This window comes from Microbacterium sp. LB12 (genome assembly GCF_037150835.1).
Taxonomy (GTDB): Bacteria; Actinomycetota; Actinomycetes; order Actinomycetales; family Microbacteriaceae; genus Microbacterium.
Window position 1 is genome coordinate 428,145 of the sequence record NZ_JBBCPF010000001.1, and the last position, 23,985, is coordinate 452,129.

Genomic DNA, 23,985 nt, shown 5'->3' on the forward strand with positions numbered 1-23,985 from the left:
TGTCGGTGCCCGGCCGGTCAGCCGGGCACGTCGACGATCCGCTCCACGCCGACGACCGGGACGAGCGTGCCAGCGGATGCCGCGGCGAGGTCGTCCGCGAGGCGGGCGAGCTCCGCCTCCGGCACCCAGAGTTCCAGTGCGGCCATCGCCGCATAGGTCGTTTCCCCGAGTTCGGCCCCGTGGTGCGTCGCCCAGTCGCGTAGCAGGTTGTCGTAGCGGCCGGCCTCTGCGTGCGGCACTTCGACCGTCACCTGGGTGAGCGCGACGCGGTGCACGAGCGCGGCCCGGTCGAGCGTCTCGGACACCGCAGAGGAGTAGGCGCGCACGAGCCCGCCGGCACCCAGCTTCACGCCGCCGAAGTAGCGCGTGACCACGGCGACCACGTCGGTCAGCTCGCGGCGGCGCAGCACTTCGAGCATCGGGATCCCGGCCGTTCCGGCGGGCTCGCCGTCATCCGACGAGCGGGCCTGATCACCGAGCAGCCCGGTCACCATGGCGGTGCAGTTGTGGTTCGCATCCCACGCCCGCTTGCGGATACCGGCGATCACGGCCTCGGCCTCCTCGACCGACGACACGGGTTCGATGCGGCAGACGAAGCGCGACTTCCGCACGACCATCTCGTGCTCCACCGATGCCGCGATCGTGGCGGGGAAGAGGCGGGCGGCGGTCACCCGCCTCACGATACCCAGCCCGCGTGCGGCTCACCGGTCGACGAAAGACATCTGCTGCGGGTTGTAGCGGTCGCCGCTCACGCCGATGCGGGCGGCGAGGGCGGTCAGATCGGCCACCTCGTCGGCGGAGATCGCGACCGCGGTGCTGCCCGCATTCTCCGCGATGCGGGTGGTGCGCCGCGTGCCGGGGATGGGGACGATCCACGGTTGCCGGGCGAGCAGCCAGGCGAGTGCGATCTGTCCGGGCGTGGCATCCTTCGCGGCAGCGAGATCGGCGACGTGCGACACGAGCGTCTGGTTCGCCGCCCGGTTCTCGGCGGAGAAGCGCGGGATCGTGGCGCGGATATCGCCCTCGGTGAAGTCGGCGCTCGTGCCGACGGTTCCAGTCAGGAACCCCTTCCCGAGCGGGCTGAACGGGACGAACCCGATGCCCAGTTCGGCGAGCGTCGGGAGGATGTCGGTCTCGGGGTCGCGGGTCCACAGCGAGTATTCGCTCTGCAGCGCGGTCACCGGGTGCACGGCGTGGGCGCGGCGGATGGTCGCGGCCGACGCCTCGGAGAGTCCGAAGTGGCGCACCTTCCCTTCCGCGATCAGCTCCGCGACCGTCCCGGCGACGTCTTCGATGGGCACCTCCGGGTCGACGCGGTGCTGGTAGAAGAGGTCGATCACATCGGTGCGGAGGCTGCGCAGCGACGCCTCGGCCACGCGGCGGATCTGCGCGGGGCGGCTGTTCAGTCCGACGCTCTTGCCGTCCTGGATGTCCCAGCCGAATTTGGTGGCGATCACCGCCTGGTCGCGGATCGGCTCCAGCGCCTCGCCGACGAGTTCCTCGTTCACGTACGGCCCGTACACCTCCGCCGTGTCGAAGAAGTCGACGCCGTGATCGAGCGCGGATCGGAGCACCGCGATCATGTCGTCACGGCTGCCGGGGTTGGGTCCGTAGCTCTGCGACATCCCCATGCAGCCCAGTCCGATGGCGGAGACCTGGAGGCCCTGTCCGAGAGTGCGTGTGTGCATGAGCGGGTCCTTTCGTCGGGGCCGGGGACGTGATCCGCGGCCGTGGATCCGACGGTACGCGCGGCGATGCGAGGACGGGAGGGCCTGGTGGAACCCCGTTGGCCGGAACCCCTCACCGCACGCAGATCCGTCGAACGATGGAGGCGCCGCCGGGGGAGAGGGGAAGAATGTGAGCATGTCGTCCACCGAGCACGCGCCCCAGGATCGGCCGCGCACGCCGCGCACCTGGGCGAGCCTGGTCGGATCGATCCGCATCGGCCAGGCCGTCATCACGCTCATCCTTGTCGTGGTCGGCGCCTGGCGCGCGTCGTCCGATGGGGTGCCGCTGCCGTGGGTGCTCGCGCTCTCGCTGGTGTTCCTCGGCTGGTACGGCGGCGGGTTGCTGCTCAGCGAGCGCACGTCGGATCGTCGTCTGGCGACCTGGTGGCTGCTCGGGCTCACGCTCATCTGGCTCGGCGCGGTGGTCGTGTCGGCGGAGTTCGTCTGGCTCGCCTTCCCGCTCTGGCTGCTCGCCGGATTCGTGATGCGGATGCGGTGGGCGCTGCTGCTGAGTGCGGCGATCCTCGCGGTCGTCGTCGCCGCACCACTGCTGCACACCGGCACGACGAGCTACGCGAACGTGATCGGGCCGCTCGTGGGCGGAGTGTTCGCGTTCGGGATCTCGCGCGGCTACCTGGAGCTGGTGCGCGATGGGCGGGAGCGGCGTCGACTGATCGCCTCGCTCGTCGCGACGCAGGACGAGATGGCGTCCCTGCAGGACGAACTCGCCCGCACCCAGCGCGAGTCGGGGGCGAGCGCAGAGCGCACCAGGGTGTCGCGCGACATCCACGACACGGTCGCCCAGAGCGTGTCGTCGATCGGGATGCTGGCGCGCGGTGCGCTCGAGGCCGACGACCCCGCCCATGCCACCCGTGCCCTCGAGCAGATCGGCGCGCTCGCCGCGGAGGGACTCGCGGATGCACGGCGCATCGTGAACGACCTGATGCCGGCCGAGCTCGAGGCCACCGCACTCGGCGACGCGCTCGCCCGCATGCTCGAACGCCTCGGCGAGGAGACCGGGATCCAGGCGACGCTGCACGCCGATGACGACCTGCCCTCGCTCGGCATCGACGCGGAGGTGGCCCTGTTGCGCACGGCCCAGTCGGCTCTCGCGAACGTGCGCTCCCACGCCGGAGCCTCCCGGGTGGTGGTGACGCTGGCCGATGCCGGCGACGCGGTGCGGCTCGACATCGTCGACGACGGGGTCGGTTTCGACGCGACGCGGTGGGACGCCCAGGGCGGTGTCGGCAGTCAGGGCGGCGGCTACGGGTTGCGGTCGATGAGGGCGCGGCTGCGCGAGTTCGGCGGCGGACTCGACGTGGAGAGCGCGCCGGGAGACGGCACCGCGCTCTCCGCGCATCTTCCGTACGGGGGTCGCTCGTGACCGCGGTGCGCGTGCTGCTGGTCGACGATCACCCCATCGTCCGTGCCGGCGTGCGCTCGCTGTTCGACCGTCGGGACGATGTCGAGGTGGTCGGGGAGGCGGCGTCCGGCGAGGAGGCCGTGGCGCTCGCGCGGCACCTGCACCCCGATGTCGTGCTCTGCGATCTGCGTCTGGGTGACGGGATGGACGGCGTGCAGACGACGGCGGCGCTGCGGGCCCAGGAGCCGGCTCCGGCCGTGCTGATCCTGACGACGTTCGACCGTGATGCGGAGATCCTCGGGGCGATCGAGGCGGGAGCCGCGGGGTATCTGCTCAAGGACGTCGCACCGGATGACATCGTGCGTGCGATCCGTCAGGCGGCTGCCGGAGGGCTCGTGCTCACGCCCGAGCTGAGCGAGCGGGTCGTGCAGGTGATGCGTGCGCCGCGGGTGCACCTGACCGACCGCGAGCTCGACGTGCTGCGGCTGCTCGACACGGGGGCGTCCAACCGTGAGATCGCGAAGACACTGTTCGTGACCGAGGCGACGGTGAAGACCCACCTCGTGCACGTGTTCGAGAAGCTGGGCGCCGACAGCCGCGCCCGTGCGATCGCGATCGCCCGCGACACCGGCCTGCTCTGACCGGGCGCGGTCCCGTCAGCTCCAGAAGCGCTGCACGCGCGGGACGAGGGCGCGCATGGCCGAGCCGTCCAGCACCACGCTGCGCTCTTCCACACCGAGCGCCGGCCACTGCATCACGAACTCGATCGGTCCCTCCGGCGGGAGCGGGTTCAGCCACAGCCGCTCGCTCGATGAGAAGGTCTGGCCTCCACCGCTGGCGCCGCTGCTGTTGCGCGCGAGCGTGTGCCCCCTCGGCTCGCGCGACGGTTCGCTGCCACCGGAGAACGGGAACCACTCGGGGAGCACCTTCTCGCCGTCGCCGAGCACGAGGCCGAAGCGCAGACGTCCGGCCGTGGGCATCGGGCCACCCATCGGGCCGTGGCCGACGAAGTCCGCGCACAGGTCGCTCCATTCCCGCGCGGAGATGCCGTTCCGTCGCAGTCGCCCCTCGAGGCGGAACTCCACGCCGTCGCTGTAGACGGCGACGCCGAACAGTCCGAGCGCGAAGTGGTCGTTGGCGGCGAGGGTCTCCGAGACGGCGAGCAGCACGGGGAGCTCGTCCTCCGGCGCCTGCCAGGAGGGCTGCCGCTCCTGCTCGTTCTCGTCGGGCTCGGGTATCTCGGGGTCCGGCGGGAAGAAGCTCATGCCGACAGGTCACCACACCCCGCGCCGATCCCACAAGGGTCGCGCGCCGTGGCAGGTCAACCGTTCGATGGATCCCGGTCCGGCCCGGCTGACGGAGCCTGGAATCAGACCGAAAGGATTCCCGATGCGCAGGCTCTTCTCCGCCGCGTTCGCCTACATGCTCGTGGGCGTCGCCTCCGGACTCTTCTACCGAGAGTTCACCAAGATCAACGACTTCCCCGAGGGGCAGGCGACGCAGCTGGGGCTCGTGCACACGCACCTGCTGGTGCTCGGGTTCCTGGTGCTCCTGATCGTGCTGCTGTTGGAGAAGGCGTTCGCGCTCTCCGAGAGCCGCCTGTTCGGCTGGTTCTTCTGGCTCTACAACGCCGGTCTCGTGCTGACCTCGGCCATGATGATCTGGCACGGCTCCCTCACGGTGCTCGGCCGGGAGTCGTCCGCGATGATCGCCGGTATCGCGGGGCTGGGGCACATCCTCCTCAGCGCCGGCATGGTGCTGCTGTTCCTCGCGCTCCGCAAGCGCCTTTTCGCCCCGAAGCCCACCGCTCCGGCCGTCGCCTCCGCCTGACCCCGCAGCGCCGCGCCTACTCGGCCTCGACCGAGTCGTCGCGCAGGTGGGCGATGTGGGCCTCGTGCCGTGCCAGGTGGTGCGGCGAGCGCCGCACGAACAGCCACGCCACGATCAGTACCGCGAACCAGATCGGCGTCACCAGCAGCGCGGTCAGCGTGTCGGGCTGTGTGGTCAGCGCCCACAGCACGAAGACGAAGAACGCCAGCACGACGTAGACCATGAACACGCCGCCGGGCATCCGGAACGTGGAGGCGGCGACCATGTCCTTGCGGGTGCGCCGGTAGACGAGGTAGCTGCACAGGAAGATCGTCCACACGAACATGAAGCACAGCGCCGAGACGGTGGTCACCATGTCGAATGCGGTGCCGATGTCCTTGCCGGCGTAGAGCAGCACGACGCCCGACAGCAGCAGGATGCACGACAGGAACAGCGCGTTCTGCGGCACGCGGCGGCGGGAGAGGCGGGCGAACATGCGCGGGGCGTCGCCGTCCTGCGCCAGGCCGAACACCATGCGCGAGGTCGAGTAGATGCCGGAGTTCGCGCTGGACATGGCCGAGGTCAGCACGACGAGGTTCACGACCGTGGCGGCGATGCCGAGCCCGGCGAGGGCGAACATCGCGATGAACGGGCTCTCGCCGGCGACGTACTCGGTCCACGGGGTGACGGCCATGAGCACGATGAGCGCACCGACGTAGAACAGCAGCACGCGGATCGGGATCGCGTTGATGGCCTTGGGCAGGTTGCGCTTCGGGTCCTTCGTCTCGGCCGCAGCGGTGCCGACGAGCTCGATCCCGACGAACGCGAACACGGCGATCTGGAACCCGGCGACGAACCCCATGAATCCGTGCGGGAACATGCCGCCGTGGTTCCACAGGTTGGCGAAGCTGGCGGTGCCCGCGTCGTGCTGGAAGCCGGTGAAGATCATGACGAGGCCGGTGACGATGAGGGCGACGATCGCGACGATCTTGATGAGCGCGAACCAGAACTCCATCTCGCCGAATGCGGCTACGGTGGGCAGGTTCAGGGCGAGCAGGATGACGATCACCAGCACGCCGGGGATCCACAGCGGGATGCCGGGGATGAGCGCATCCGTATATCCGGCGATCGCGATCACGTCGGCGACTCCGGTGACCACCCAGCAGAACCAGTAGGTCCACCCGGTGAAGAACCCGGCCCACGGACCGAGCAGGTCGCTCGCGAAGTCGCTGAACGACTTGTACTTGAGGTTCGACAGCAGCAGCTCGCCCATCGCCCGCATGACGAAGAAGAGCATGAACCCGATGATCATGTAGACGAAGATCACCGAGGGTCCTGCGACGGAGATCGTCTTGCCGCTGCCCATGAACAGGCCGGTACCGATGGCTCCGCCGATCGCGAGCAGCTGGATGTGGCGGTTGCTCAGCGCTCGCCGCAGATGCTGTTCCCCTTCATCCGGCGCGGCGTCACGCGTGCTTTCGGTTCCCCCCGTGTATTGCTTGGTCACTTTCTCGTCCTCCGGTCGTCCTTGACGGTGTCGCTCCGACGGTACCTTCCGGGCCACCGGTCGCCAGAATCGTGTTCCGGTATTCCGTCACGCCGAAACGATTCGATAGGCTGGTGCGAGCCCCGATCCATCCCCCAGTTCTGCGAGCCGCTCCTTCATGGCCACCTCCCTCACCACGGGCCGTCCGTGGCGCGTCATCCTTGCCTTCTCCATCCCGCTGCTCCTCGGCAATGTGGTGCAGCAGCTGTACCAGTTCGCCGATGCGATCGTGGTCGGTCGGCACCTCGGTGTCACCTCCCTCGCCGCCGTCGGCGCGACCGGCAGCCTGCTCTTCCTGCTCCTCGGTTTCGCGTGGGGTCTGACGAGCGGTTTCGCAATCCCGATCGCGCAGGCGTTCGGTGCGCGGGATGATGCGGCCGTCCGTCGCTCTGTCGCCACCGGTGTGCTCCTCAGCGGCATCACGAGCGTGATCCTCACGGTCGGGGCTCCGCTGCTGGCCGGGCCGATCCTCGCGCTGCTCCAGACCCCGCCCGAGCTGATGGCCGAGGCGACGATCTTCACCCAAATCAGCTTCCTCGGCGCGAGCGCCACCATGTTCTTCAACTACCTGTCCGCGATCATCCGCGCGATCGGCGACTCCAAGACGCCCCTGGTGTTCCTGACCATCGCGTGCGCGCTCAACGTCGGCCTCGTCGTGCTCATGGTCGGCCCGCTCGAGTGGGGCGTCGCGGGTGCGGCCCTCGCCACCGTGGTCGCGCAGGCGGTGTCGGTGATCCTGTGCCTCGAGTTCGTGCGCCGCCGACTGCCCATGCTGCACCTGCGCCGCACCGACTGGCGTGTCAGCCGCGCCGACATCGCCGAGCACCTCCGGCTCGGACTGCCCATGGGGTTCCAGGCGTCGATCATCGCGATCGGCACGCTCACCGTGCAGGTCGCCCTCAACACCCTCGGCGCCGATGCGGTCGCCGCCTACACCACCGGGTCGCGCGTCGACAGTCTCGCGGTCGCCCTGCTCTCCTCGCTCGGTCTCGCCGTGTCGATGTACGCCGCCCAGAACCACGGAGGTCGCCGCCCCGATCGCATCCGTCGCGGTGTGGTCCAGGCGACCTGGATGGCCGTCGGCGCCGGCGTCGTGCTCGGTGTCCTGCTGATCGCGTTCGGCGCCCCGATGGTGCGGCTGTTCATCGGCGAGGGCTCCGACGATGTGGTCGAGCTCGCCCACCTGATGCTCATCATCAACGGGTGCGGCTACTGGGCGCTCGGCATACTGTTCGTGCTGCGCGGTGCGCTGCAGGGGCTCGGGCACACGCTCGTGCCGACCGTCACGGGCGTGATCGAGCTGGTCATGCGCGTCGGAGCCGTCATCGTGCTGGGCGCGCTCATCGACTTCGAGGGCGTGGCGCTCAGCAACCCGCTCGCCTGGCTCGGTGCGATCGTGCTGCTCGTGCCCGCGTATGTGCGGGCGCATCGGGCGCTCGGTCGACTCCCGATCCAACCCGCGGAGGCGACCGAGACCTCCGCCATCGCGATCGTCGGACCGACCGACGGATCCATGGTCGTCGACGCGGTCGTCACGCAGCCGGTGCCGGTGGTGCGTGCCCGACGCGTGCGCTGGCTGACCCGCCGCTGACCCCTCAAGAGCGGGCGAGATCACGTCGAGATATCACTCTCGAGGATGATGCATGTCGGACTTGAGACGGACGCCCCGTCCGAGACACACTTCTAGTGTCGAGGTAGCGGATATTCCGCTGACGGGGGGTCGTCATGACGACAATGAGAGTGGCCAGCGATCTGGCCGCGGTGCTGGTGCCGATCGGTTACGTGGGAGCGGCGCTCGCCGCGATCTGCGCGATCGTGGCGGCGGTCGCGATGATCCGTGGAGCCGGTGGGCTCACGGGCGGCGCGGTCGGTCTGTGGATCGTGTGCGCGCTGATGAGCATGACGGCGTCGTTCGCCCAGGAGTGGATGCCGCTGATCCTCGCGGGTGCCGCGCTGGCGGCGATGCTGGTGATCGGTGGCGTCGTGCGGGCGATCCTGAACGCGGGCGGCCTCGCGCGCACGGAAGACACGGTCGACGAGGCGCTTCCGGCGCCCGTGCCCGCCACGAAGGCGGCCGGGGCGACGGTCAAGCCGGCACTGTCGACGAAGGCCGTGACGGCGTCGATCGCCGTCGTGCGATGAACGCTCAGCGGTAGTCGCGGTCGCGGTGCTGCCCGGTCTCGTCGCCGGACTCCACCCGTGCGGCCTCGCGCGCCCGCAGTTCGACGCGGCGGATCTTGCCCGAGATCGTCTTGGGCAGCTCCGGCACGAACTCGATGATCCGCACCCAGAGGTGCGACGACAGCCGCTCGTGCGCGTAGGTGAAGATCGCCCGCGCGGCGTCGGCCTCCGCGGCCGTGGCATCCGGGGTCAGGCACACGTACGCCTTCGGCACCGCGAGCCGCGTCGGGTCGGGGCTCGGGATCACGGCGGCCTCGATCACGAGGTCGTGCTCCAGCAGCACCGACTCCAGCTCGAACGGCGAGATCTTGTAGTCGGAGGCCTTGAACACGTCGTCGGAGCGTCCGACGTAGGTGAGGTATCCGTCGTCGTCGCGCACGGCGATGTCGCCGGTGTGGTGGTAGCCACCGGTGCGTGACTCCGCGGTCTTCTCGGGGTCGTCGTAGTACCCGGCCATGAGCCCGAGCGGCGGGTGCGACAGGTCGAGCGCGATCTCGCCCTCGCCGTCCACCACCGCGCCGGTGACCGGGTCGAGGAGCACGACCGGGTATCCGGGCAGCGGGCGTCCCATCGATCCGACCTTGACGGTCTGACCGGGGGAGTTGCCGATGCACGCGGTCATCTCGGTCTGTCCGAAGCCGTCGCGGATGGTGCCGCCCCAGGCGTCGCGCACCCGGTCGATGACCTCGGGGTTGAGCGGCTCGCCTGCGCCGACCAGCTCGCGCGGCGGGTGGGTGAGCCGGGCGAGGTCGGCCTGGATGAGCATCCGCCAGACGGTCGGCGGAGCGCAGAACGTCGACACGTGGTGGGTGTCCATGACCTGCATGAGGGTGTTCGCGTCGAAGCGAGCGTAGTTGTAGACGAACACGGTCGCCTCGGCCAGGAACGGCGAGTAGAAGCTCGACCACGCATGCTTCGCCCAGCCGGGGGACGAGATGTTGAGATGCACGTCGTCGGGGCGCACACCCAGCCACCACATGGTCGACAGATGCCCGACGGGGTAGGAGACGTGCGTGTGCTGCACGAGCTTGGGCCGGTTGGTGGTGCCCGAGGTGAAGTAGAGCAGTGCGGTGTCGGACGCGGGTGTCGGGCCGTCGGGCTCGAATCCCGTCGGGGCCGACGCGGAGTCGTCGAAGCGCCCCCAGTCGGACGGGATGCCGTCGCCCACGCCGATGCGCAGGATGTCGGGGTCGATGCCGTCGAGCCGGTCGGCGAGCACACCGAGCGTGACGACCGCACGGGCGCGGCCGTGGTCGACGCGGTAGGACAGGTCGGATGCTGAGAGCAGGGTCGAGGTCGGGATCGACACGGCGCCGATCTTGGTGATCGCCAGCATCACCTCCCACAGTTCGATCGTGTTGTTGAGCATCACGATCACGTGGTCGCCGCGGCGGATGCCGAGGCCGGTGAGCCAGGCGGCCACCTGGTCGGATCGCGCCGCGAGCTCCCCGTAGGTCCAGGAGCGCAGGCTCAGGTCGGCTTCGACGATCTGCACCGCGGGCCGGTCGGGCCGTTCGCCGGCGACGACGTCGAACCACTCGAGCGCGAAGTTGAACTCTCCGACCTCGGGCCAGGCGAACCCGGCACGCGCCGCCTCGTAGTCGGTCGCGTTCGCGAAGAGGAAGTCGCGCATCTCGCGGATGGTGTGCGTGGCGGCGGTGGCGCTGCGGCTCATCGTCCCATCCTCCCGCACCCGGCACGGTGTTGGGATCAGAATCGCGCCCGGATCGTGGTCACTAGGGGCGCTTCTGATCCCGGAATGGGGCAGTTCAGCCCGGCAGCACCCCAGGGCCGTCGCGCAGTTCGAACACCAGCTGCGTCTCGGTGCCGCGCACGACCGGGTGGATGGTGATGTGCTCGAGCACGATGTCGCGGAGAGCGGTCGCGTCCTCCACCGCCACATGCACGAGGAAGTCGTCGACGCCGGCGACGTGGAACACCTGCAGTGCGCGGGGGATGCTCGCGAGCGCGTCGAACAGCGCCGTCACCTTGGCGCCGGTGTGATTGGCCAGCCGCACCTTGATGATCGCCTGCAGCGGGAAGCCGAGCGCGGCGCCGTCGACGCGGATGCGGGTGTCGCGGATCACGCCGCGCTCGCGAAGGGCTCGCACGCGGTGCGCACAGGTCGACTCCGCGAGGCCCAGCCGATGAGCCAGCGCCTTGTTGGTGATCTCGGCGTCGCGGGTGAGGATCGCGAGTAGCTCGAGATCGGTCTCGTCGAGTTGTGCTTTCGCCAACGGGGAACTCCTTCGGACGCCGGATGCTGCACAGAATAGCGTTCTGGGTTTATTCTCTGGCGTCTTCTGTCGAGTTCCTGCACAATCATCGTGATTCCGGCAACGTGGAGGGATGACTGCACCGCTGCATCCCGACACCGTCGCCGTCCACAGTGGACGCTCGGATCTCGAAGGCCTCGGGGTGCACGCACTGCCGATCGACCTGTCGACGACGAACCCGCTGCCCGACATCGAGCGCGGAGGTGACTCGTACGAGGCGATGGCGACGGGTGGGCGTCCGCCGGCAGACGGGAGCATGGTCTACGCGCGACTGTGGAACCCGACCGTCGCCCGCTTCGAAGAGGCGCTCGCCGAGCTCGAGCACGCCGAGGCGTCCGTCGCGTTCGCCTCCGGCATGGCCGCGATGACCGCCGTGATCCTCGCGCACACCGGTGCCACCGGCTCGCGCCACGTGGTCGCGGTGCGTCCGCTCTATGGCGGCACCGATCATCTGCTCGGCTCCGGGCTACTGGGCGTCGAGACCACCTACTGCCACCCCGACGAGGTGGCGTCGAGTATCCGGCCCGACACCGGCCTCGTAGTGGTGGAGACCCCGGCGAACCCGACGCTCGACATCGCCGACATCGCCGATGTGGTGCGTCAGGCCGGTGCTGTTCCCGTGGTCGTCGACAACACGTTCGCGACCCCGGTGCTGCAGAACCCCATCGATCTGGGGGCGGCGATGTCGCTGCACAGCGCCACCAAATACCTCGGCGGCCACGGCGATGTGATCGCCGGCGTCGTCGCGTGCAAGGAAGAGACCGCGGAGGCGCTTCGCCGCGTGCGGGCGGTGACCGGGGGGCTCCTGCATCCGCTCGGGGCATATCTGCTGCACCGCGGACTCACGACCCTGCCGGTGCGTGTGCGGCACCAGCAGGAGAGCGCGCGACGGGTGGTGCAGTGGCTGATCGATCGACCCGAGGTCGCCGAGGTCTTCTATCCGGGACTGGATGGTGATCCCCGCGGCATCCTGGAGCGGCAGATGCGCGGCACCGGGGCGATGATCGCGATGCGGATGCGCGGTGGATTCGCTGCGGCATCCGCGGTGACGACGGCGACGACGCTGTTCACCCACGCGGTGTCGCTCGGTGGTGTCGACTCGCTGATCCAGCATCCGGCGGCGCTGACGCATCGGCCCGTTCCGCCCGAGGCGCGCCCTGCCGCCGACGTGCTGCGGCTGTCGATCGGCCTGGAGGATGTCGACGACCTGATCGCCGACCTCTCCCGTGCTTTTGCAGTGATCCCCTCCTCCGCCGAACCACCCCTCTCCGCTCGAGCCACCCCCCTGCACGACGCACACGAGGGGGGCGTTCGGGCATAAGGGGGCCGCTCGGCGTCGGGTGAGGGGATCAGGGGAGGCGGATCGTGCCTGTGGCGAGGCGCGCTGTGGGCATGCGGTCGCGGTCGTAGGTGATCCGGTCGTAGCCGTGCGGGGTGGGCATTCCCGCCTCGTCCAGGCTCACGAACACGATCTTCTCGATGGTCAGGATGCGCTTGCGCGTGATCATGTTGCGGGCGACCGCGCGCATGGTCAGTGAGGTCGTGCCGAAGTGCGTGGCCTGCAGGCCGAGCTCGACCAGGTCGCCCTGCACGGCCGACGCCTCGAAGGTGATCTCGGAGATGTGCTTGGTGACGGCGCGGTAGTTGCCCAGCTGCACGATCGCGTAGATCGCGGCCTCTTCGTCGATCCACTTCAACAGGCTCCCTCCGAACAGTGAGCCGTTGGCGTTGAGATCCTCCGGGCGCACCCACTTGCGGGTGCGGAACGTGAGGCCGTCTTCGGACCAGGCCGGTGTCTTCTGCTTCGCCATGAGCCCGAGGCTAGGCGGGCTGTGAGTCCGCGATGTTACGGGCCGTTTTCGTGGACGGGACACGCCACATGGGCGGACGTTTGTGCACTCACCACAAGAAACTGAGTCCCGCATGCGTTGAGACTTGGTTTCGATCGGCAAATCCGAAGGTCCGCGTCCGGCCAGCCCATACAGTCGCCGGTGGCAACGACGCCACTGACCCCCGGGAGTCCTCAATGACGAGTGCAAAACCCCACGCCCACGGAACCGGCATGCGCATCGCCGTGATCGTGCTCAGCCTGCTGCTGGCCGCCATGGTGATCCTCTTCTTCGTGACGACGAGCAAGATCGCCTCCGGTGCGTCCGACCTCGCCGACGGAACCACGTCGGCGAAAGACGGGTCGGCAGACCTCGCCGCGGGCGCCGCAGATCTCTCCACCGGCGCGTCCCAGCTCGCCGACGGGTCCGAGGAGCTCGCGACGGGCGTCGCCTCTGCTCAGGCGGGTTCACAGAAGCTGAGCGACGGTGCCACGACCGCCGCAGCCGGAGCGACGAGCCTGGCCGAAGGGGCGGGCGACCTCGCCGTCGGTGCCTCCACCGCGAACGCCGGTGCCGCGAAGCTGAACGGCGGCGCGCAGACCGCGCTCAGCGGGGCGCAGACGCTCGCGACGAAGCTCGCCGAGGCGGACGCGGGTGCGGGACGCCTCGTCGCCGGGGCCACCACGCTCGCCACCGGCGTGGCCGGCGCGCATGCCTACGCGAACGGCGTCCTCGACGGCGCGACGAAACTGAGCACGGCCTTGAGCGCGAGCATCTCTCCCTCCGTGCAGACGCTGGCGCAACCCGCGACCGCGACCGCGCTGACGGGCGTCGCCGCCTCTGCGCCGGGTGCCTCGCAGCAGCTCGCCGATGCGCTCGTGGCGATGGCCGCAGCCGATTCGAACAACGCGCAGCTGCAGCAGCTCGCGCAGCTCGCCGCGGGTGTCGATCAGGCCGTCGACGCGATGGCAGCGCCGGCCGCCGCCGCCCCGGCCCTTGCTCAGGGCATGGTCGCCGCCGCGGGTGGCTCGGCGAACGTCACGGCCGGTGTCAACCGCCTCATCAACGGCGACCCCGCGGTCAACGGCGATCCGAACCGCGTCTGGCCGGGAACGGCGGCGCTGGTCTCTCCGCAAGGCGCACCCGCGCTCGTGGCCGGCGCACAGACACTCCAGTCCGGCACCTCTCAGCTCACGGCTGGTGCGACGAGCCTCGCCGCGGGACTGCAGGCACTCTCGACCGGGGCATCTTCCCTCTCCGCCGGCACGGCGAAGCTCGACGCGGGCGCGACGCGTGTGAACGACGGTGCGACCACGCTCGCCACCGGTATCGGCACGCTGCAGACGGGCGCGAGTGAGCTCAACGTCGGGATGGACGCGCTCTCCGCGGGCGCCGACACGTTGGCCGACGGCTCGGGTGCTCTGGCCGAAGGCGGCGACAAGCTCGAGGCCGGAGCGGCCGATCTCGCCGCGGGCAACGGACTGATCGCCGACGGGTCCGGCACTCTCGCCACGGCGACGGCGGGAGCCGCGCCGTCGATCACACCGTGGATCCTCGGGATCGCGCTGGCCGGGCTGATCGCGATCGGCTTCTGGATCGGCCACCGCGTCAGCCACCGCCGCGCGCTGGCCCTCGCCGCCTGACGCAAGCACCCCTCCCACCCACCCCACCCGTTCCGCCCCGCCGCCCCTGGCGCCGAGCCACCCCCTTCCGCGCGAGCCACCCCCTTCCGCCCGTTCGAAAGGAGGTGGCTCGCGCACAACGGGCCGGGTCGGAGGTGCGGCTGGCGATGCGCGGGGGTGGCGATGGGCGATGCGCGAGCGGGCGATGCGTGGCTCTGCCGGGAGCAGATCTGCGCGGAGCAGAATCCGCTCCGGCCCCGACGGCGGCGGCGGATGCTGGGGGCATGAGCGAAGACAACCCCATCCCGCAGTTCGGCCCCGAGGCCCGACGCGCGCTGTTCCACGAGCGGGTGCTCGTGCTCGACGGCGCTCTCGATGACGACAACGGCACTCTGCTGATGACGCAGCTGCTCGCGCTGTCGGCCGAGGATCCCGTGGCCGATATCGCCCTCTGGATCCACTCGCCGGGCGGATCCGTGCCGTCGATGCTCGCGATCCGCGACATCATGCGGCTCATCCCCAACGACGTCGCCACGCTGGCGCTCGGACTCGCCTGCAGCGCAGGACAGTTCCTGCTCTCCGCAGGCACCCCGGGCAAGCGCAGGGCCCTTCCACACGCGCGCATCCTCATGCATCAGGGGTCCGCGGGCATCGGCGGCTCCGCAGGAGAGATCGAGACGCAGGCCGACGACCTGCGGCACACGCGCGACACGGTGCTCGGACTCATCGCCGACGACACGGGCCAGCCCCTCACACGCATCTTCGAGGACTCCCTCCACGACCGCTGGTACACCGCCACCCAGGCGCAGGAGTACGGCTTCATCGATGCGATCGTCAGCTCCTTCGCCGAAGTGATGCCGCGCCGCCGCGCCCGCGTCGGGCTGGGGGTGGACGCATGAGCGGCTACACGATCCCGAACGTTATCGCGCAGCATCCTCGCGGGGAGCGGATCATGGACGTCTACTCGCACCTGCTCGCGGAGCGCGTCATCTACCTCGGCACCGGCATCGATGCGGGCGTCGCGAACGCGCTGATCGCGCAACTGCTGCACCTCGATGCGGACAGCCCGGAGTCGGGAATCCAGTTCTACATCAACAGCGAGGGCGGGGATCCGGGCGCGGCCCTGGCGATCTACGACACGATGCAGCACATCCGACCCCGCATCGCGACGACGTGCGTGGGGCAGGCGATCGGTCCCGCCGCACTGCTCGTGGCGGCCGGTTCTGCGGGGGAGCGGGCGGCGCTCGCCCACGCGCGCATCGTGCTGCATCAGCCCGCGGGTCAGTCGCGCGGTGCGATCCCCGATCTGATCCTCGCGGCCGACGAGGTGGTGCGGGTGCGGTCGGACATGGAGGAGATCCTCGCCAGGCACAGCGGCCGCACGGTGGCCGAGCTGCGCGCCGACACCGACCGCGATCGGGTGTTCACCGCCTCCGCCGCGCTCGACTACGGGCTGATCGACACCGTGCTCGGATCACGCGCCTGACGGTTCCGGTTGCCGCGCCGGACTCGATCCGTGCGGATGTCGGGAGAACGGACGGATGTCGGGAAGACGCCCGTCCCTGCTCCCGACATCCGTGCACTCTCCCGACATTCGGCACGCACGTGTGGGCCGGTCGCGGGCACGGCACGGCACGGGCGAGCCTCAGGCGGCGAGGGCGAACGCGCCGGCGGCGGATGCCGGTGCCGCAGTCGACCGCAGCTCTTCGGCCACGGCGCTGGTCAGCTCGATCAGGCTCGTGTCGAGAGCGCCCGCGATCGCCGCGATCATCTCGCTCGACGGCTCCTTGCGACCGCGTTCCACCTCCGAGAGGTACTGCGGTGAGACGCCGGCCTTCTCCGCGGTCTCAGTCAGCGTCTCCTCGCGGTCGTGGCGACGGCGACGCAGCTGATCGCCGAGCAGATGCCGCCACAGCGGCTCGGGGTCGTTGAGGTGCGGGCGGTCGGTGCGGGGTGCGCGCGGGAACGGGACGATGTCGGCCATGCCTCACGATAATCCGCGTCTTCCGAGGTGGCCGAGCAGTTCTGCTCAGAGCAGAACCGGGACGCGGTCAGGCCTCGGCGCGACCGGGCGTCGACTCGACGGACGGTCCAGCTGCGGCCGCAGGCGAGGTGGATGTCGCGGCATCCGTCGCCGCCCAACTGGCGAGCATCTTCAGTTTGTCGGCCGAAGCCGTGCCCGGCTCGGCCGTGTACGTCGACAGGTGCAGCCCGGGGTCGGCGGGCAGGGCGAACGCCTCGTACGTCAGCTCCATCTCGCCGACGACGGGGTGGTCGATCCTCTTCACGCCCGAGCGGTGGTACCGCACGTTGTGCGCGGCCCACAGGGTGCGGAAGCGCTCGCTGCGGGTCGAGAGCTCGCCGACCAGATCGGTGAGCCGACGATCGAACGGGTTGCGTCCGGCCTCGCCGCGCATCGCCGCGACGAGCTCCTGCGTGTTGCGATCCCACTCCGGATAGAACGACTGCGCGGCGGGGTTGAGGAACGCGAAGCGCGCGCTGTTCGGTGCCGGCTCGGCGAACACCGGGGCATACAGCGCACGCCCGAGTGCGTTGCCGGCGAGGTAGTCGAAGTAGCTGTTGCGCAACACAGCCGGTGCTTCGGTCATCGCATCGAGCAGCCGCAGGATGCTGGGCCGCAGCACCTCCGCCTTCTTGCGCGGCTGACTTGCCAGGGGCGAGGTGTTCGCGGCGCGGGCCAGGTCGAACAGGTGCGCGGTCTCGGCCTCGTCGAGCTGCAGCGCACGGGCGAGGGCGTCGAGCACGCTCTCCGATGCGCCGGACAGGTCGCCGCGTTCGAGCCGCGTGTAGTAGTCGACACTGACGCCGGCGAGCAGCGACACCTCCTCGCGCCGGAGCCCCGGCACACGGCGGTTGCCGCCGAACGCGGGCAGACCGGCTTGATCGGGGGTGATGCGTGCGCGTCTCGTGGAGAGGAATTCACGCACCTCGCTGCGGGTGTCCATGCCCCGACGCTACGCCGTCGACGCGGGGGAAGGGAGGTACTGGTCGTACCAGGCAGAAAGGGGTGGTGGCAGGGCCTCCCTCGAACCCGCCGGGTTCTACAGGGCTGCGGTCACTCCGGGGAGGAGTTTGCCGAGGATCGCACCGAGCTGGGCGCGCTCCTCGGCGCTGAGCGGGTCGAGCACGAGCTCGCGCACCTGCTCGACGTGCACGGGCGCGGCGGTGCGCAGCATCTCCCGCCCGGCTGGTGTGAGCGTGGCGGAGAGCGTGCGCTTGTCGGTGCTGCACGAGGTGCGCTCCACCCAGCCCCTCTCCTCCAGCGAGTCCAGCGCGTGGCTCAGGCGCGAGCGGCTGAGGCCGGCGATGCGGGCGAGCTCGGTCATCGTCACGCTGCCCGCATCCTGTCCCGCGAGTGTGATCAGGATCGCGTACCGGGCGTGGTTGAGGCCGACCTCCTCCTTCAGCGTGCGATCGAGCACCTGGGGGAGCAGCTGCACGAACCGGATGACGGGGAGCCAGGTCTCCATCTCGGTGTCGTCGAGTCGACGCGGATGCTGCTGCTCCGCCGCCATGATGCCCTCCTGGAGTGTCACGCCGCCGACAGGTCGAGCGTGTGCGCCGTGTGGTCCCGCTTGGCCTGCAGGTAGCGGGTGTTCGCCTCGGACAGGTGCACCTCGGTGCGCACCCGCTCGGTGACGCGGATGCCGAGGGCCTCGAGCTGCACGGCCTTGTCGGGGTTGTTGCTCAACAGCCGGATGCCGTCGACGCCGAGTGCGTTCAGCATCTGCGCGGCGACCGTGTAGTCGCGCTCGTCCTCGCCGTGACCGAGGGCCACGTTCGCCTCGTACGTATCGAGTCCGGCGTCCTGCAACGCGTAGGCGTCGAGTTTGGCGTAGAGGCCGATGCCGCGCCCTTCCTGGCGCAGGTAGAGCAGGAAGCCGCCCTCGGCGGCGATGCGCTCGACGGCTTCGCGCAGCTGGGGGCCGCAGTCGCAGCGCTCCGAGCCGAACACGTCGCCGGTGAGGCACTCGCTGTGCGGGCGGACCAGAGGTGCGTCTCCGCCGTCGACCGCGCGTTCGAGGGCGGCGCGCCAGTCGCCGAGCCCGAGCAGCAGGTGCTCGCGGCCGTCGATCAGGCCGTCGAAGGTGACCACGTCGGCGGTCGTGGAGAACCCGTCGCCGAAGCGCAGCGGTACACGGACGCGGGTGCGTTCCGTGGCGACCGGAGCGACGGTTGAAGTTTCAATCATGTCGGGTGCAACGCGCGCTCCGCCGGGGTATTCCCGGATGCGCAGATCTCGGAGGGGTTCCGTCAGTGCCTCCCATCGTGGAGGGAAACAGCGTTGACTGGACACACACGACCAGAAGGAGCATCCGAATGCGCGGAGTAGTCATGTACGCCCCCGGCGACGTCAGGGTCGAGGAGCGCGAGAAGCCCACGATCACGCGGCCGACCGATGCCGTCATCCGGATCGCCGCGACCTGCATCTGCGGCTCCGACCTGTGGCCCTACCGCGGCGCCAACCACGTCGACCATGCGCCGATGGGACACGAGTACGTCGGCGTGGTCGAGGAGATCGGCGCCGAGGTGAAGACCCTGAAGGTCGGCGACTTCGTGGTCGGCTCGTTCATGGCCTCGGACAACACGTGCGAGATCTGCCAGGCGGGGTATCAGTCCCGCTGCGTGCACGTCGTCCCGATGGGGCGCTTCGGCACGCAGGCCGAGTACTCGCTCGTCCCGCACGCCGACGGCACCCTGGTCGTCACTCCGGGTCAGCCGGACGCCGATCTGGTCCCGTCGCTGCTCGCGGCATCCGATGTGCTCGGCACGGGCTGGTTCGCGGCGGTCGCCGCCGAGGTCGGTCCCGGCAAGACGGTTGCGGTGGTCGGCGACGGGGCGGTCGGGCTGCTCGGCATCCTCGCGGCTCGTGAGCTCGGAGCCGAGCGCATCATCGCGATGAGCAGGCACGCCGATCGCCAGGCGCTCGCCCGCGAGTTCGGTGCCACCGACATCGTCGAAGAGCGCGGGGATGCCGGAGTCGCCCGCATCAAGGAGCTCACGAACGGTCTCGGCGCGCATTCCGTGATCGAGGCGGTCGGCACGCAGGAGTCGATGATGCAGGCGATCCGCTCCACCCGTCCCGGCGGTCACGTGGGCTATGTCGGTGTCTCGCACGATGTGGCGCTTCCCGGCGAGGAGCTCTTCTACTCCGGGGTGCACCTGCACGGCGGTCCTGCTCCGGTGCGCCGTTTCCTCCCCGAGCTGATCCAGCTCATCTGGGACCGCAAGATCGATCCGGGCAAGGTCTTCGACCTGACGCTTCCGCTCGAGGACGCCGCCGAGGGCTACCGGGCGATGGATGAGCGTCGCGCCACCAAGGTGCTGCTCACGGTGTGACGTCGGGTCGGGCGGAGACCTCCGCCTCGGGCGGAGAATCTGCGCGAGGGTCTCCGCCCGACACGGGGTTCTCCGCCGGAAGCGGTGCCGACGACGAGCGACGACGCCGCACGAACTTCAATTCGCTCGCGAGGATCCCGAGCACCACGAGCGCCCCGCCGATCAACGCGGTCGCGGGCAGGCGCTCGCCGGCGATGCGTCCGATGACTCCCGCCCACACGGGCTCGCCGGCGTAGATGATGGTCGCGCGCGTCGGCGACACCGACTTCTGCGCCCAGTTCATCGTCAGCTGGATCAGGCAGCTCGCCGCCCCGAGCCCGACGGCGCACGCCACCCACACCCAGGAGAACTCCGGCACGGCCTCGCCGACCACCGGCATCGTGAGCAGCCCCAGCAGACCCGCGGTCAGCAGCTGGATGACGGTGATGCGTCCGAGGTCGATCTTCCCCGCGAACAGGCTGATCAGGATGATCTCGGCGGCGATCGGCAGCGTGCTGATCATGGTCGCGATCTCGCCCGCACCGAGCGTCAACGCGAAGGCATCCGGACCCGCGATGAACAGCAGGCCGACGAATGCCAGGCCTGCCCCGACGAACGCCATGGCCGGCGGGCGCTTGCGGAACACCGCCCACTGGGCGAGCGGCACCAGGGGCACGTACATCGCGGTGATGAACGCCGAGGTGCTGCTGTCGATCGTCTGCAGGCCGAGCGTCTGCAGGCCGTAGCCGAGGTAGATCATCACGCCGATCGCGACGCCGGCGCCGATGTCGCGCCACCGGATGCCGCGCAGCACGCGCCGGAAGATCACGACGCTGATGAGTCCGGCGATGAGGAATCGGATGCCGACGAAGAACCAGGGTCCCGAGTGCTCCATCGCCCAGTGCACGAGCAGGAACGTGCCGCCCCACACCGCGGTGATCGCGATGAGCGCGGCCTCCTGCGGGCGGAAGCGCATCCAGCGCAGACGTGAGGGCATCGTTGGCCCTTTCTCGACAGTGCCGGATCGAGCATAACGGGCCGGATGCTCCGTCGAACGTGACGCGAGAAGACAGGAGATCGCCGAACGCTCCTGGCCGATCGGTAGCCTCGCAGCATGAGCGATTTCGTGAGTGCAGCCGAGCTGAAGGACCTCCTCGACCAGGGAGCGCCGGTACGTGTGATCGATGTGCGGTGGCGGCTGGATCGGCCCGAGGCCGGGCACGACGACTATCTGACCGGACACATCCCCGGTGCGGTGTTCGCATCACTCGACACCGAGCTCGCCACGCATGGCGAGCCCTCGGACGGACGGCACCCGCTGCCGTCGACCGCGACGCTGCAGGCCGCCGCCCGCCGCTGGGGTGTGCGCGCCGGCGACACCGTCGTCGCCTACGACGACGCCAAGGGCACGGCGGCGGCGCGTGCCTGGTGGCTGCTGCGTCAGGCGGGTATCGAAGTGCGGGTGCTCGCCGGCGGCATCCGCGGGTGGAAGGCTGCCGGATACGAAGTCGCGACCGATGATGTGACCCCCGAGCCCGGCGATGTCGTGCTCGAGGAGATCGGCCGCGATGCGCTGTCGATCGACGAGGCCGCCGCATTCCCCGCATCGGGCGTGCTGCTCGATGTGCGCGCGCCGGAGCGCTACCGCGGCGAGACCGAGCCGCTCGACCCGGTGGCCGGACACATCCCCGGTGCGCGCAACCTGCCGACCATGCTGCACCTCGACGCCGAGGGGAAGATCCTCGACGCGGAGACCGTGCGGGCGAACTTCGCCGCGGTCGGGGTCGTGCCGGGCACGGCGGTCGCGGCATACTGCGGCTCCGGCGTCACGGCCGCGCACACGGCGCTGATCCTGCACGAGGTGGGTATCGAGGCCAAGGTCTTCCCCGGCTCGTGGAGCCAGTGGTCGAACACTCCCGGTCGTCCGGTCGCAACCGGCGATCAGCCGGGCTGATCCTCGCGCGGGCCGTAGCCCCAGCGCAGCTCCAGCGCGCCGGGGCCGAAGGCCCGCCGTACGAGGTGCACCGACGTCCCCCTGTCCAAAGGCACGGGGGTGATGGTGACGCCGTCGGGAGTCGACACCTGCTCCTCGCACCAGTCGGGGATCGCGTCGGGGTGGAAGCGCGTCCATACGAGCAGTTCACGGCACTTCTGCGCGAGCGCATGCCCGGTGTCGTAGGTGCGCGGGTACTCGGGCGGATAGTCGACCGACCACTCCACCATCGCGGTGTCGGGTGCGGTCAACGGCACGTCGAGCTCGAACAGCACGCCGTGTACTTCTCCGTTCGGGTGGGAGTAGCGCGCGGCGATCCGTCCCCCCGAGACGGCCTCGAGCACCGGGGCGGGCGTGCGGATGCCGGGGCTGATCTCCAGGAACGGGATCGCCGTGATCGTGCCGACGGTCGACTGCAGGATGCTGCGAGTGATGCTGCGGGCGATGCCGCCGTCCGCGCCGACATCGGTCACGGAGTGGGTGGTGATCTCGCGGGACGTGTCGGGGTACACGGCGCCGAGAGCGCGGAACGCCTCGATCACCGACTGCTCCAGCTCCTCCTCGTCGAGGGGGAACTGGTTCGGGCCGAGTGGGCCGGTGCGCTTCGTGGCGCGAAGGCGCCGCGTCAGCTCACCTGCTTCCAGACTCAGCAGGTCTTCGATGTCGGCCAGTGCGGCGAGCGACTGCACACCTTCCGGGCGTCGGGCTCCGGAGCGCCAGTAGCTCAGGGTGGCGAGGGAGACGCGGTTGCCGCGGGCCTTGAGCTGGCGTTGCAGCCACGACAGCGTCACGTCCTTGGCGTTGATCGCGTCCCGCAGTGCTGCCGCGAAGTCATCGGATCCGGATCTGCGTTCGTCATTTTCGTAACTCATCACAGCCCCCCTCCGGTATGTGAAGCGCACCGCCCTAAAGTGAGCATACGACCGCACGCGCGTACCTCAGGGGACCGGGTGGGCATGTGGGGTCACTTGGCTGTCGACGCAGGCAGGGTGCCCGAACCTGCAACGACCAGCCTGACGCAGTGATGCCCCCCTTGCTGCGTATGTCGTGAAGCCCGGCAATCGATCTGGGGAGATCCGCCGGGCTTCACGAATCCTCCCGCCGTGCCCCTCCCGGCGCATCGCCTTCGCGGCCCCGCGTAGACTGGCAGGAACACCCCGGAGGACTCTGGACCGTCATGTCTGCCCCTGCTCGCGCATTCACCATGCGCCACGTGCAATTGCTGCGCGCGCTCTTCGCCGCCGTCGCGGCGCTGATGATCACCTTCTCGTCTGATCACTCCGCGCCCGTCGGACTGTCCGTCTTCAGCGGTTTCGTCTTCGTCACCGCCCTCGTGCATGTGCTCGCCGCCTGGTTGGTGCTGCCGGCCGGTTCGCGCTGGCCGTCGGTGCTGCTCGCCGCGGTCGGTGTCGTCGCCGGCATGGTCAGCGGCATCCCGGCCTGGCGCTCCGACGACATGTTCTTCATCGTCGTGTCGAGCTGGGCCATCGTGAGCGGTGGCATCGAGCTGCTCGCCGGCATCCGTTCGCGCCGCAGCGCCGACATCCTGTCGCGCGACGCGATCACGGTCGGAGCGCTGGGCATCCTGCTCGGCGTCGTGCTGCTGCTGATCCCGTCCGGGTTCGTCCAGGAGTACACGATCGACAAGGCCGGCACGTTCGTGCTCTCCGGGATCATCCTGGGTGTCGGGATGTTCGGCGGCTATGCGGCGATCGTCGCGGTGTTCCTCGGCATCGCCGGTCTCACGCCGAAGCGGGTGGATGCCGTCGCCGCGGTCTCCGAATCGAACGACAGCACCGCGCCCGCGGAGCACGGAGGAGAGCGATGAGCGACGAGAAACCCACGCGTCGGGACATCCTGCGGCCGCTGCACCTGCTGGGCATCGCGCTGGGCTGTGGCGTCTTCGCCATGGTCGTGACCCTGGTCTCGACCGGTGCCTTCACGGCACGCGTGAACACCGCGATCGCCAACGGCACCTACGACGGACTCACTCCCATCGCTCTCGGGCTCGTGGTCGGCGGCGGGGCGTTCATCGTGACGCTGCTGATCCTCGCGATGCTGATCCTCGCGGTCGACCCCGCCGATGTCACGAAGACGATCGATCGCCCGGTGCTGTACGACCCCGAGCCCGAGGAAGACGCCGACGGCGAGCAGCCGGAGCGCCCCGCTTCCTCGTGATCCGACGGGTGCGGCGCGGAATGATCGTGCCTCCGATCGGCTTGTGCCTGAGGTGAGCACTCCCATCGATCGCGCCTCCGTCGGCCTGCGGTCCCCGCGCGGACCCGTGCTCGCGGCACTG

At 69.8% G+C, this 23,985-nt stretch carries 26 protein-coding genes; 13 read left to right on the forward strand and 13 right to left on the reverse strand.

Features of this window, described 5'->3' with window-relative positions:
• Nucleotides 1-17: 17 nt before the first annotated feature.
• Together WFM69_RS02065 and WFM69_RS02070 are read right to left on the reverse strand one after the other, a co-directional pair.
• Nucleotides 18-671 carry an IMPACT family protein gene (locus WFM69_RS02065; protein ID WP_337001153.1) on the reverse strand — a complete coding sequence of 218 codons (654 nt, stop codon included), beginning with the start codon at nucleotides 669-671 and terminating at the stop codon, nucleotides 18-20.
• A 30-nt stretch (nucleotides 672-701) separates the two neighbouring features.
• Nucleotides 702-1,688 carry an aldo/keto reductase gene (locus WFM69_RS02070; protein WP_337001155.1) on the reverse strand — a complete coding sequence of 329 codons (987 nt, stop codon included), beginning with the start codon at nucleotides 1,686-1,688 and terminating at the stop codon, nucleotides 702-704.
• A gap of 175 nt (nucleotides 1,689-1,863) precedes the next feature.
• Between WFM69_RS02070 and WFM69_RS02075 the strand changes: the two genes are divergently transcribed.
• On the forward strand, nucleotides 1,864-3,111 hold the full coding sequence (locus tag WFM69_RS02075) for a sensor histidine kinase (RefSeq protein WP_337001157.1): 1,248 nt from the start codon (nucleotides 1,864-1,866) through the stop codon (nucleotides 3,109-3,111).
• The gene (locus WFM69_RS02080; RefSeq protein ID WP_337001159.1) at nucleotides 3,108-3,731 is read left to right on the forward strand and encodes a response regulator transcription factor; all 624 of its coding nucleotides are present in this window, start codon (nucleotides 3,108-3,110) and stop codon (nucleotides 3,729-3,731) included. The genes WFM69_RS02075 and WFM69_RS02080 overlap by 4 nt, the downstream gene beginning before the upstream one ends.
• A 15-nt stretch (nucleotides 3,732-3,746) precedes the next feature.
• On the opposite strand, the gene WFM69_RS02085 is transcribed toward WFM69_RS02080, so the two are convergent.
• Nucleotides 3,747-4,355, reverse strand: a complete 609-nt coding sequence (locus tag WFM69_RS02085; protein WP_337001161.1) for a hypothetical protein — start codon at nucleotides 4,353-4,355, stop codon at nucleotides 3,747-3,749.
• A 124-nt stretch (nucleotides 4,356-4,479) separates the two neighbouring features.
• Between WFM69_RS02085 and WFM69_RS02090 the strand changes: the two genes are divergently transcribed.
• Nucleotides 4,480-4,920 (forward strand): DUF2871 domain-containing protein, encoded by a 441-nt coding sequence (locus WFM69_RS02090; protein ID WP_337001163.1) that lies wholly within the window; start codon nucleotides 4,480-4,482, stop codon nucleotides 4,918-4,920.
• Nucleotides 4,921-4,936: 16 nt separating this feature from the next.
• Here the strand turns inward: WFM69_RS02090 and cycA are convergent, their stop codons facing one another.
• Nucleotides 4,937-6,406 carry a D-serine/D-alanine/glycine transporter gene (gene cycA, locus WFM69_RS02095; protein ID WP_337001165.1) on the reverse strand — a complete coding sequence of 490 codons (1,470 nt, stop codon included), beginning with the start codon at nucleotides 6,404-6,406 and terminating at the stop codon, nucleotides 4,937-4,939.
• 157 nt (nucleotides 6,407-6,563) lie between these two features.
• Here cycA and WFM69_RS02100 point away from each other — a divergent pair, with 157 nt between their 5' ends.
• Entirely contained in the window at nucleotides 6,564-8,036 is a 1,473-nt protein-coding gene (locus WFM69_RS02100; protein ID WP_337001167.1) for an MATE family efflux transporter, read from the forward strand.
• A gap of 134 nt (nucleotides 8,037-8,170) precedes the next feature.
• Entirely contained in the window at nucleotides 8,171-8,587 is a 417-nt protein-coding gene (locus WFM69_RS02105) for a hypothetical protein (protein ID WP_337001169.1), read from the forward strand.
• Nucleotides 8,588-8,591: 4 nt separating this feature from the next.
• Here WFM69_RS02105 and WFM69_RS02110 read toward each other — a convergent pair whose 3' ends face one another.
• Together WFM69_RS02110 and WFM69_RS02115 are read right to left on the reverse strand one after the other, a co-directional pair.
• Nucleotides 8,592-10,301 (reverse strand): AMP-binding protein, encoded by a 1,710-nt coding sequence (locus WFM69_RS02110; RefSeq protein WP_337001171.1) that lies wholly within the window; start codon nucleotides 10,299-10,301, stop codon nucleotides 8,592-8,594.
• Nucleotides 10,302-10,395: 94 nt separating this feature from the next.
• A complete protein-coding gene (locus tag WFM69_RS02115) occupies nucleotides 10,396-10,863 on the reverse strand; it encodes an Lrp/AsnC family transcriptional regulator (RefSeq protein WP_337001174.1) in 468 nt (155 codons plus the stop codon).
• Nucleotides 10,864-10,975: 112 nt separating this feature from the next.
• Between WFM69_RS02115 and WFM69_RS02120 the strand changes: the two genes are divergently transcribed.
• Nucleotides 10,976-12,223 carry a trans-sulfuration enzyme family protein gene (locus WFM69_RS02120; protein ID WP_337001176.1) on the forward strand — a complete coding sequence of 416 codons (1,248 nt, stop codon included), beginning with the start codon at nucleotides 10,976-10,978 and terminating at the stop codon, nucleotides 12,221-12,223.
• A 28-nt stretch (nucleotides 12,224-12,251) separates the two neighbouring features.
• On the opposite strand, the gene WFM69_RS02125 is transcribed toward WFM69_RS02120, so the two are convergent.
• Entirely contained in the window at nucleotides 12,252-12,713 is a 462-nt protein-coding gene (locus WFM69_RS02125; RefSeq protein WP_337001178.1) for an acyl-CoA thioesterase, read from the reverse strand.
• A gap of 215 nt (nucleotides 12,714-12,928) precedes the next feature.
• On the opposite strand from WFM69_RS02125, the gene WFM69_RS02130 reads away from it, so the two are divergent.
• The 3 genes from WFM69_RS02130 (at nucleotide 12,929) to WFM69_RS02140 (ending at nucleotide 15,839) form a co-directional block, all read left to right on the forward strand.
• The gene (locus WFM69_RS02130; RefSeq protein WP_337001180.1) at nucleotides 12,929-14,374 is read left to right on the forward strand and encodes a hypothetical protein; all 1,446 of its coding nucleotides are present in this window, start codon (nucleotides 12,929-12,931) and stop codon (nucleotides 14,372-14,374) included.
• 263 nt (nucleotides 14,375-14,637) lie between these two features.
• The gene (locus tag WFM69_RS02135) at nucleotides 14,638-15,252 is read left to right on the forward strand and encodes a ClpP family protease (protein ID WP_337001182.1); all 615 of its coding nucleotides are present in this window, start codon (nucleotides 14,638-14,640) and stop codon (nucleotides 15,250-15,252) included.
• Nucleotides 15,249-15,839: a ClpP family protease gene (locus WFM69_RS02140; RefSeq protein WP_337001184.1), complete on the forward strand. Its 591-nt coding sequence runs from the start codon at nucleotides 15,249-15,251 to the stop codon at nucleotides 15,837-15,839. The genes WFM69_RS02135 and WFM69_RS02140 overlap by 4 nt, the downstream gene beginning before the upstream one ends.
• A 159-nt stretch (nucleotides 15,840-15,998) precedes the next feature.
• Here WFM69_RS02140 and WFM69_RS02145 read toward each other — a convergent pair whose 3' ends face one another.
• The 4 genes from WFM69_RS02145 to WFM69_RS02160 form a co-directional block, all read right to left on the reverse strand.
• Entirely contained in the window at nucleotides 15,999-16,337 is a 339-nt protein-coding gene (locus tag WFM69_RS02145) for a helix-turn-helix domain-containing protein (RefSeq protein WP_337001186.1), read from the reverse strand.
• A gap of 67 nt (nucleotides 16,338-16,404) precedes the next feature.
• Nucleotides 16,405-17,319, reverse strand: coding sequence for a helix-turn-helix transcriptional regulator (locus tag WFM69_RS02150; RefSeq protein ID WP_337001188.1), 915 nt, complete (start codon nucleotides 17,317-17,319; stop codon nucleotides 16,405-16,407).
• 96 nt (nucleotides 17,320-17,415) lie between these two features.
• The gene (locus WFM69_RS02155) at nucleotides 17,416-17,910 is read right to left on the reverse strand and encodes a MarR family winged helix-turn-helix transcriptional regulator (protein WP_337001190.1); all 495 of its coding nucleotides are present in this window, start codon (nucleotides 17,908-17,910) and stop codon (nucleotides 17,416-17,418) included.
• Entirely contained in the window at nucleotides 17,907-18,566 is a 660-nt protein-coding gene (locus tag WFM69_RS02160; RefSeq protein WP_337001192.1) for a GTP cyclohydrolase II, read from the reverse strand. Before WFM69_RS02160 ends, WFM69_RS02155 begins: the two co-directional genes overlap by 4 nt.
• A gap of 128 nt (nucleotides 18,567-18,694) precedes the next feature.
• Between WFM69_RS02160 and WFM69_RS02165 the strand changes: the two genes are divergently transcribed.
• Nucleotides 18,695-19,714 (forward strand): zinc-dependent alcohol dehydrogenase family protein, encoded by a 1,020-nt coding sequence (locus WFM69_RS02165; protein ID WP_337001194.1) that lies wholly within the window; start codon nucleotides 18,695-18,697, stop codon nucleotides 19,712-19,714.
• Here WFM69_RS02165 and WFM69_RS02170 read toward each other — a convergent pair.
• The gene (locus WFM69_RS02170) at nucleotides 19,704-20,690 is read right to left on the reverse strand and encodes a DMT family transporter (protein ID WP_337001196.1); all 987 of its coding nucleotides are present in this window, start codon (nucleotides 20,688-20,690) and stop codon (nucleotides 19,704-19,706) included. The two genes, WFM69_RS02165 and WFM69_RS02170, sit on opposite strands and share 11 nt — an antisense overlap.
• A gap of 117 nt (nucleotides 20,691-20,807) precedes the next feature.
• Between WFM69_RS02170 and WFM69_RS02175 the strand changes: the two genes are divergently transcribed.
• Entirely contained in the window at nucleotides 20,808-21,647 is an 840-nt protein-coding gene (locus tag WFM69_RS02175) for a sulfurtransferase (RefSeq protein WP_337001198.1), read from the forward strand.
• On the opposite strand, the gene WFM69_RS02180 is transcribed toward WFM69_RS02175, so the two are convergent.
• Nucleotides 21,635-22,558 (reverse strand): hypothetical protein, encoded by a 924-nt coding sequence (locus tag WFM69_RS02180; protein ID WP_337001200.1) that lies wholly within the window; start codon nucleotides 22,556-22,558, stop codon nucleotides 21,635-21,637. The genes WFM69_RS02175 and WFM69_RS02180 overlap by 13 nt on opposite strands.
• Before the next feature lie 305 nt (nucleotides 22,559-22,863).
• On the opposite strand from WFM69_RS02180, the gene WFM69_RS02185 reads away from it, so the two are divergent.
• On the forward strand, nucleotides 22,864-23,514 hold the full coding sequence (locus tag WFM69_RS02185; RefSeq protein ID WP_337001202.1) for an acyl-CoA synthetase: 651 nt from the start codon (nucleotides 22,864-22,866) through the stop codon (nucleotides 23,512-23,514).
• The gene (locus WFM69_RS02190; protein WP_337001204.1) at nucleotides 23,511-23,864 is read left to right on the forward strand and encodes a hypothetical protein; all 354 of its coding nucleotides are present in this window, start codon (nucleotides 23,511-23,513) and stop codon (nucleotides 23,862-23,864) included. The genes WFM69_RS02185 and WFM69_RS02190 overlap by 4 nt, the downstream gene beginning before the upstream one ends.
• Nucleotides 23,865-23,985 lie beyond the last annotated feature (121 nt).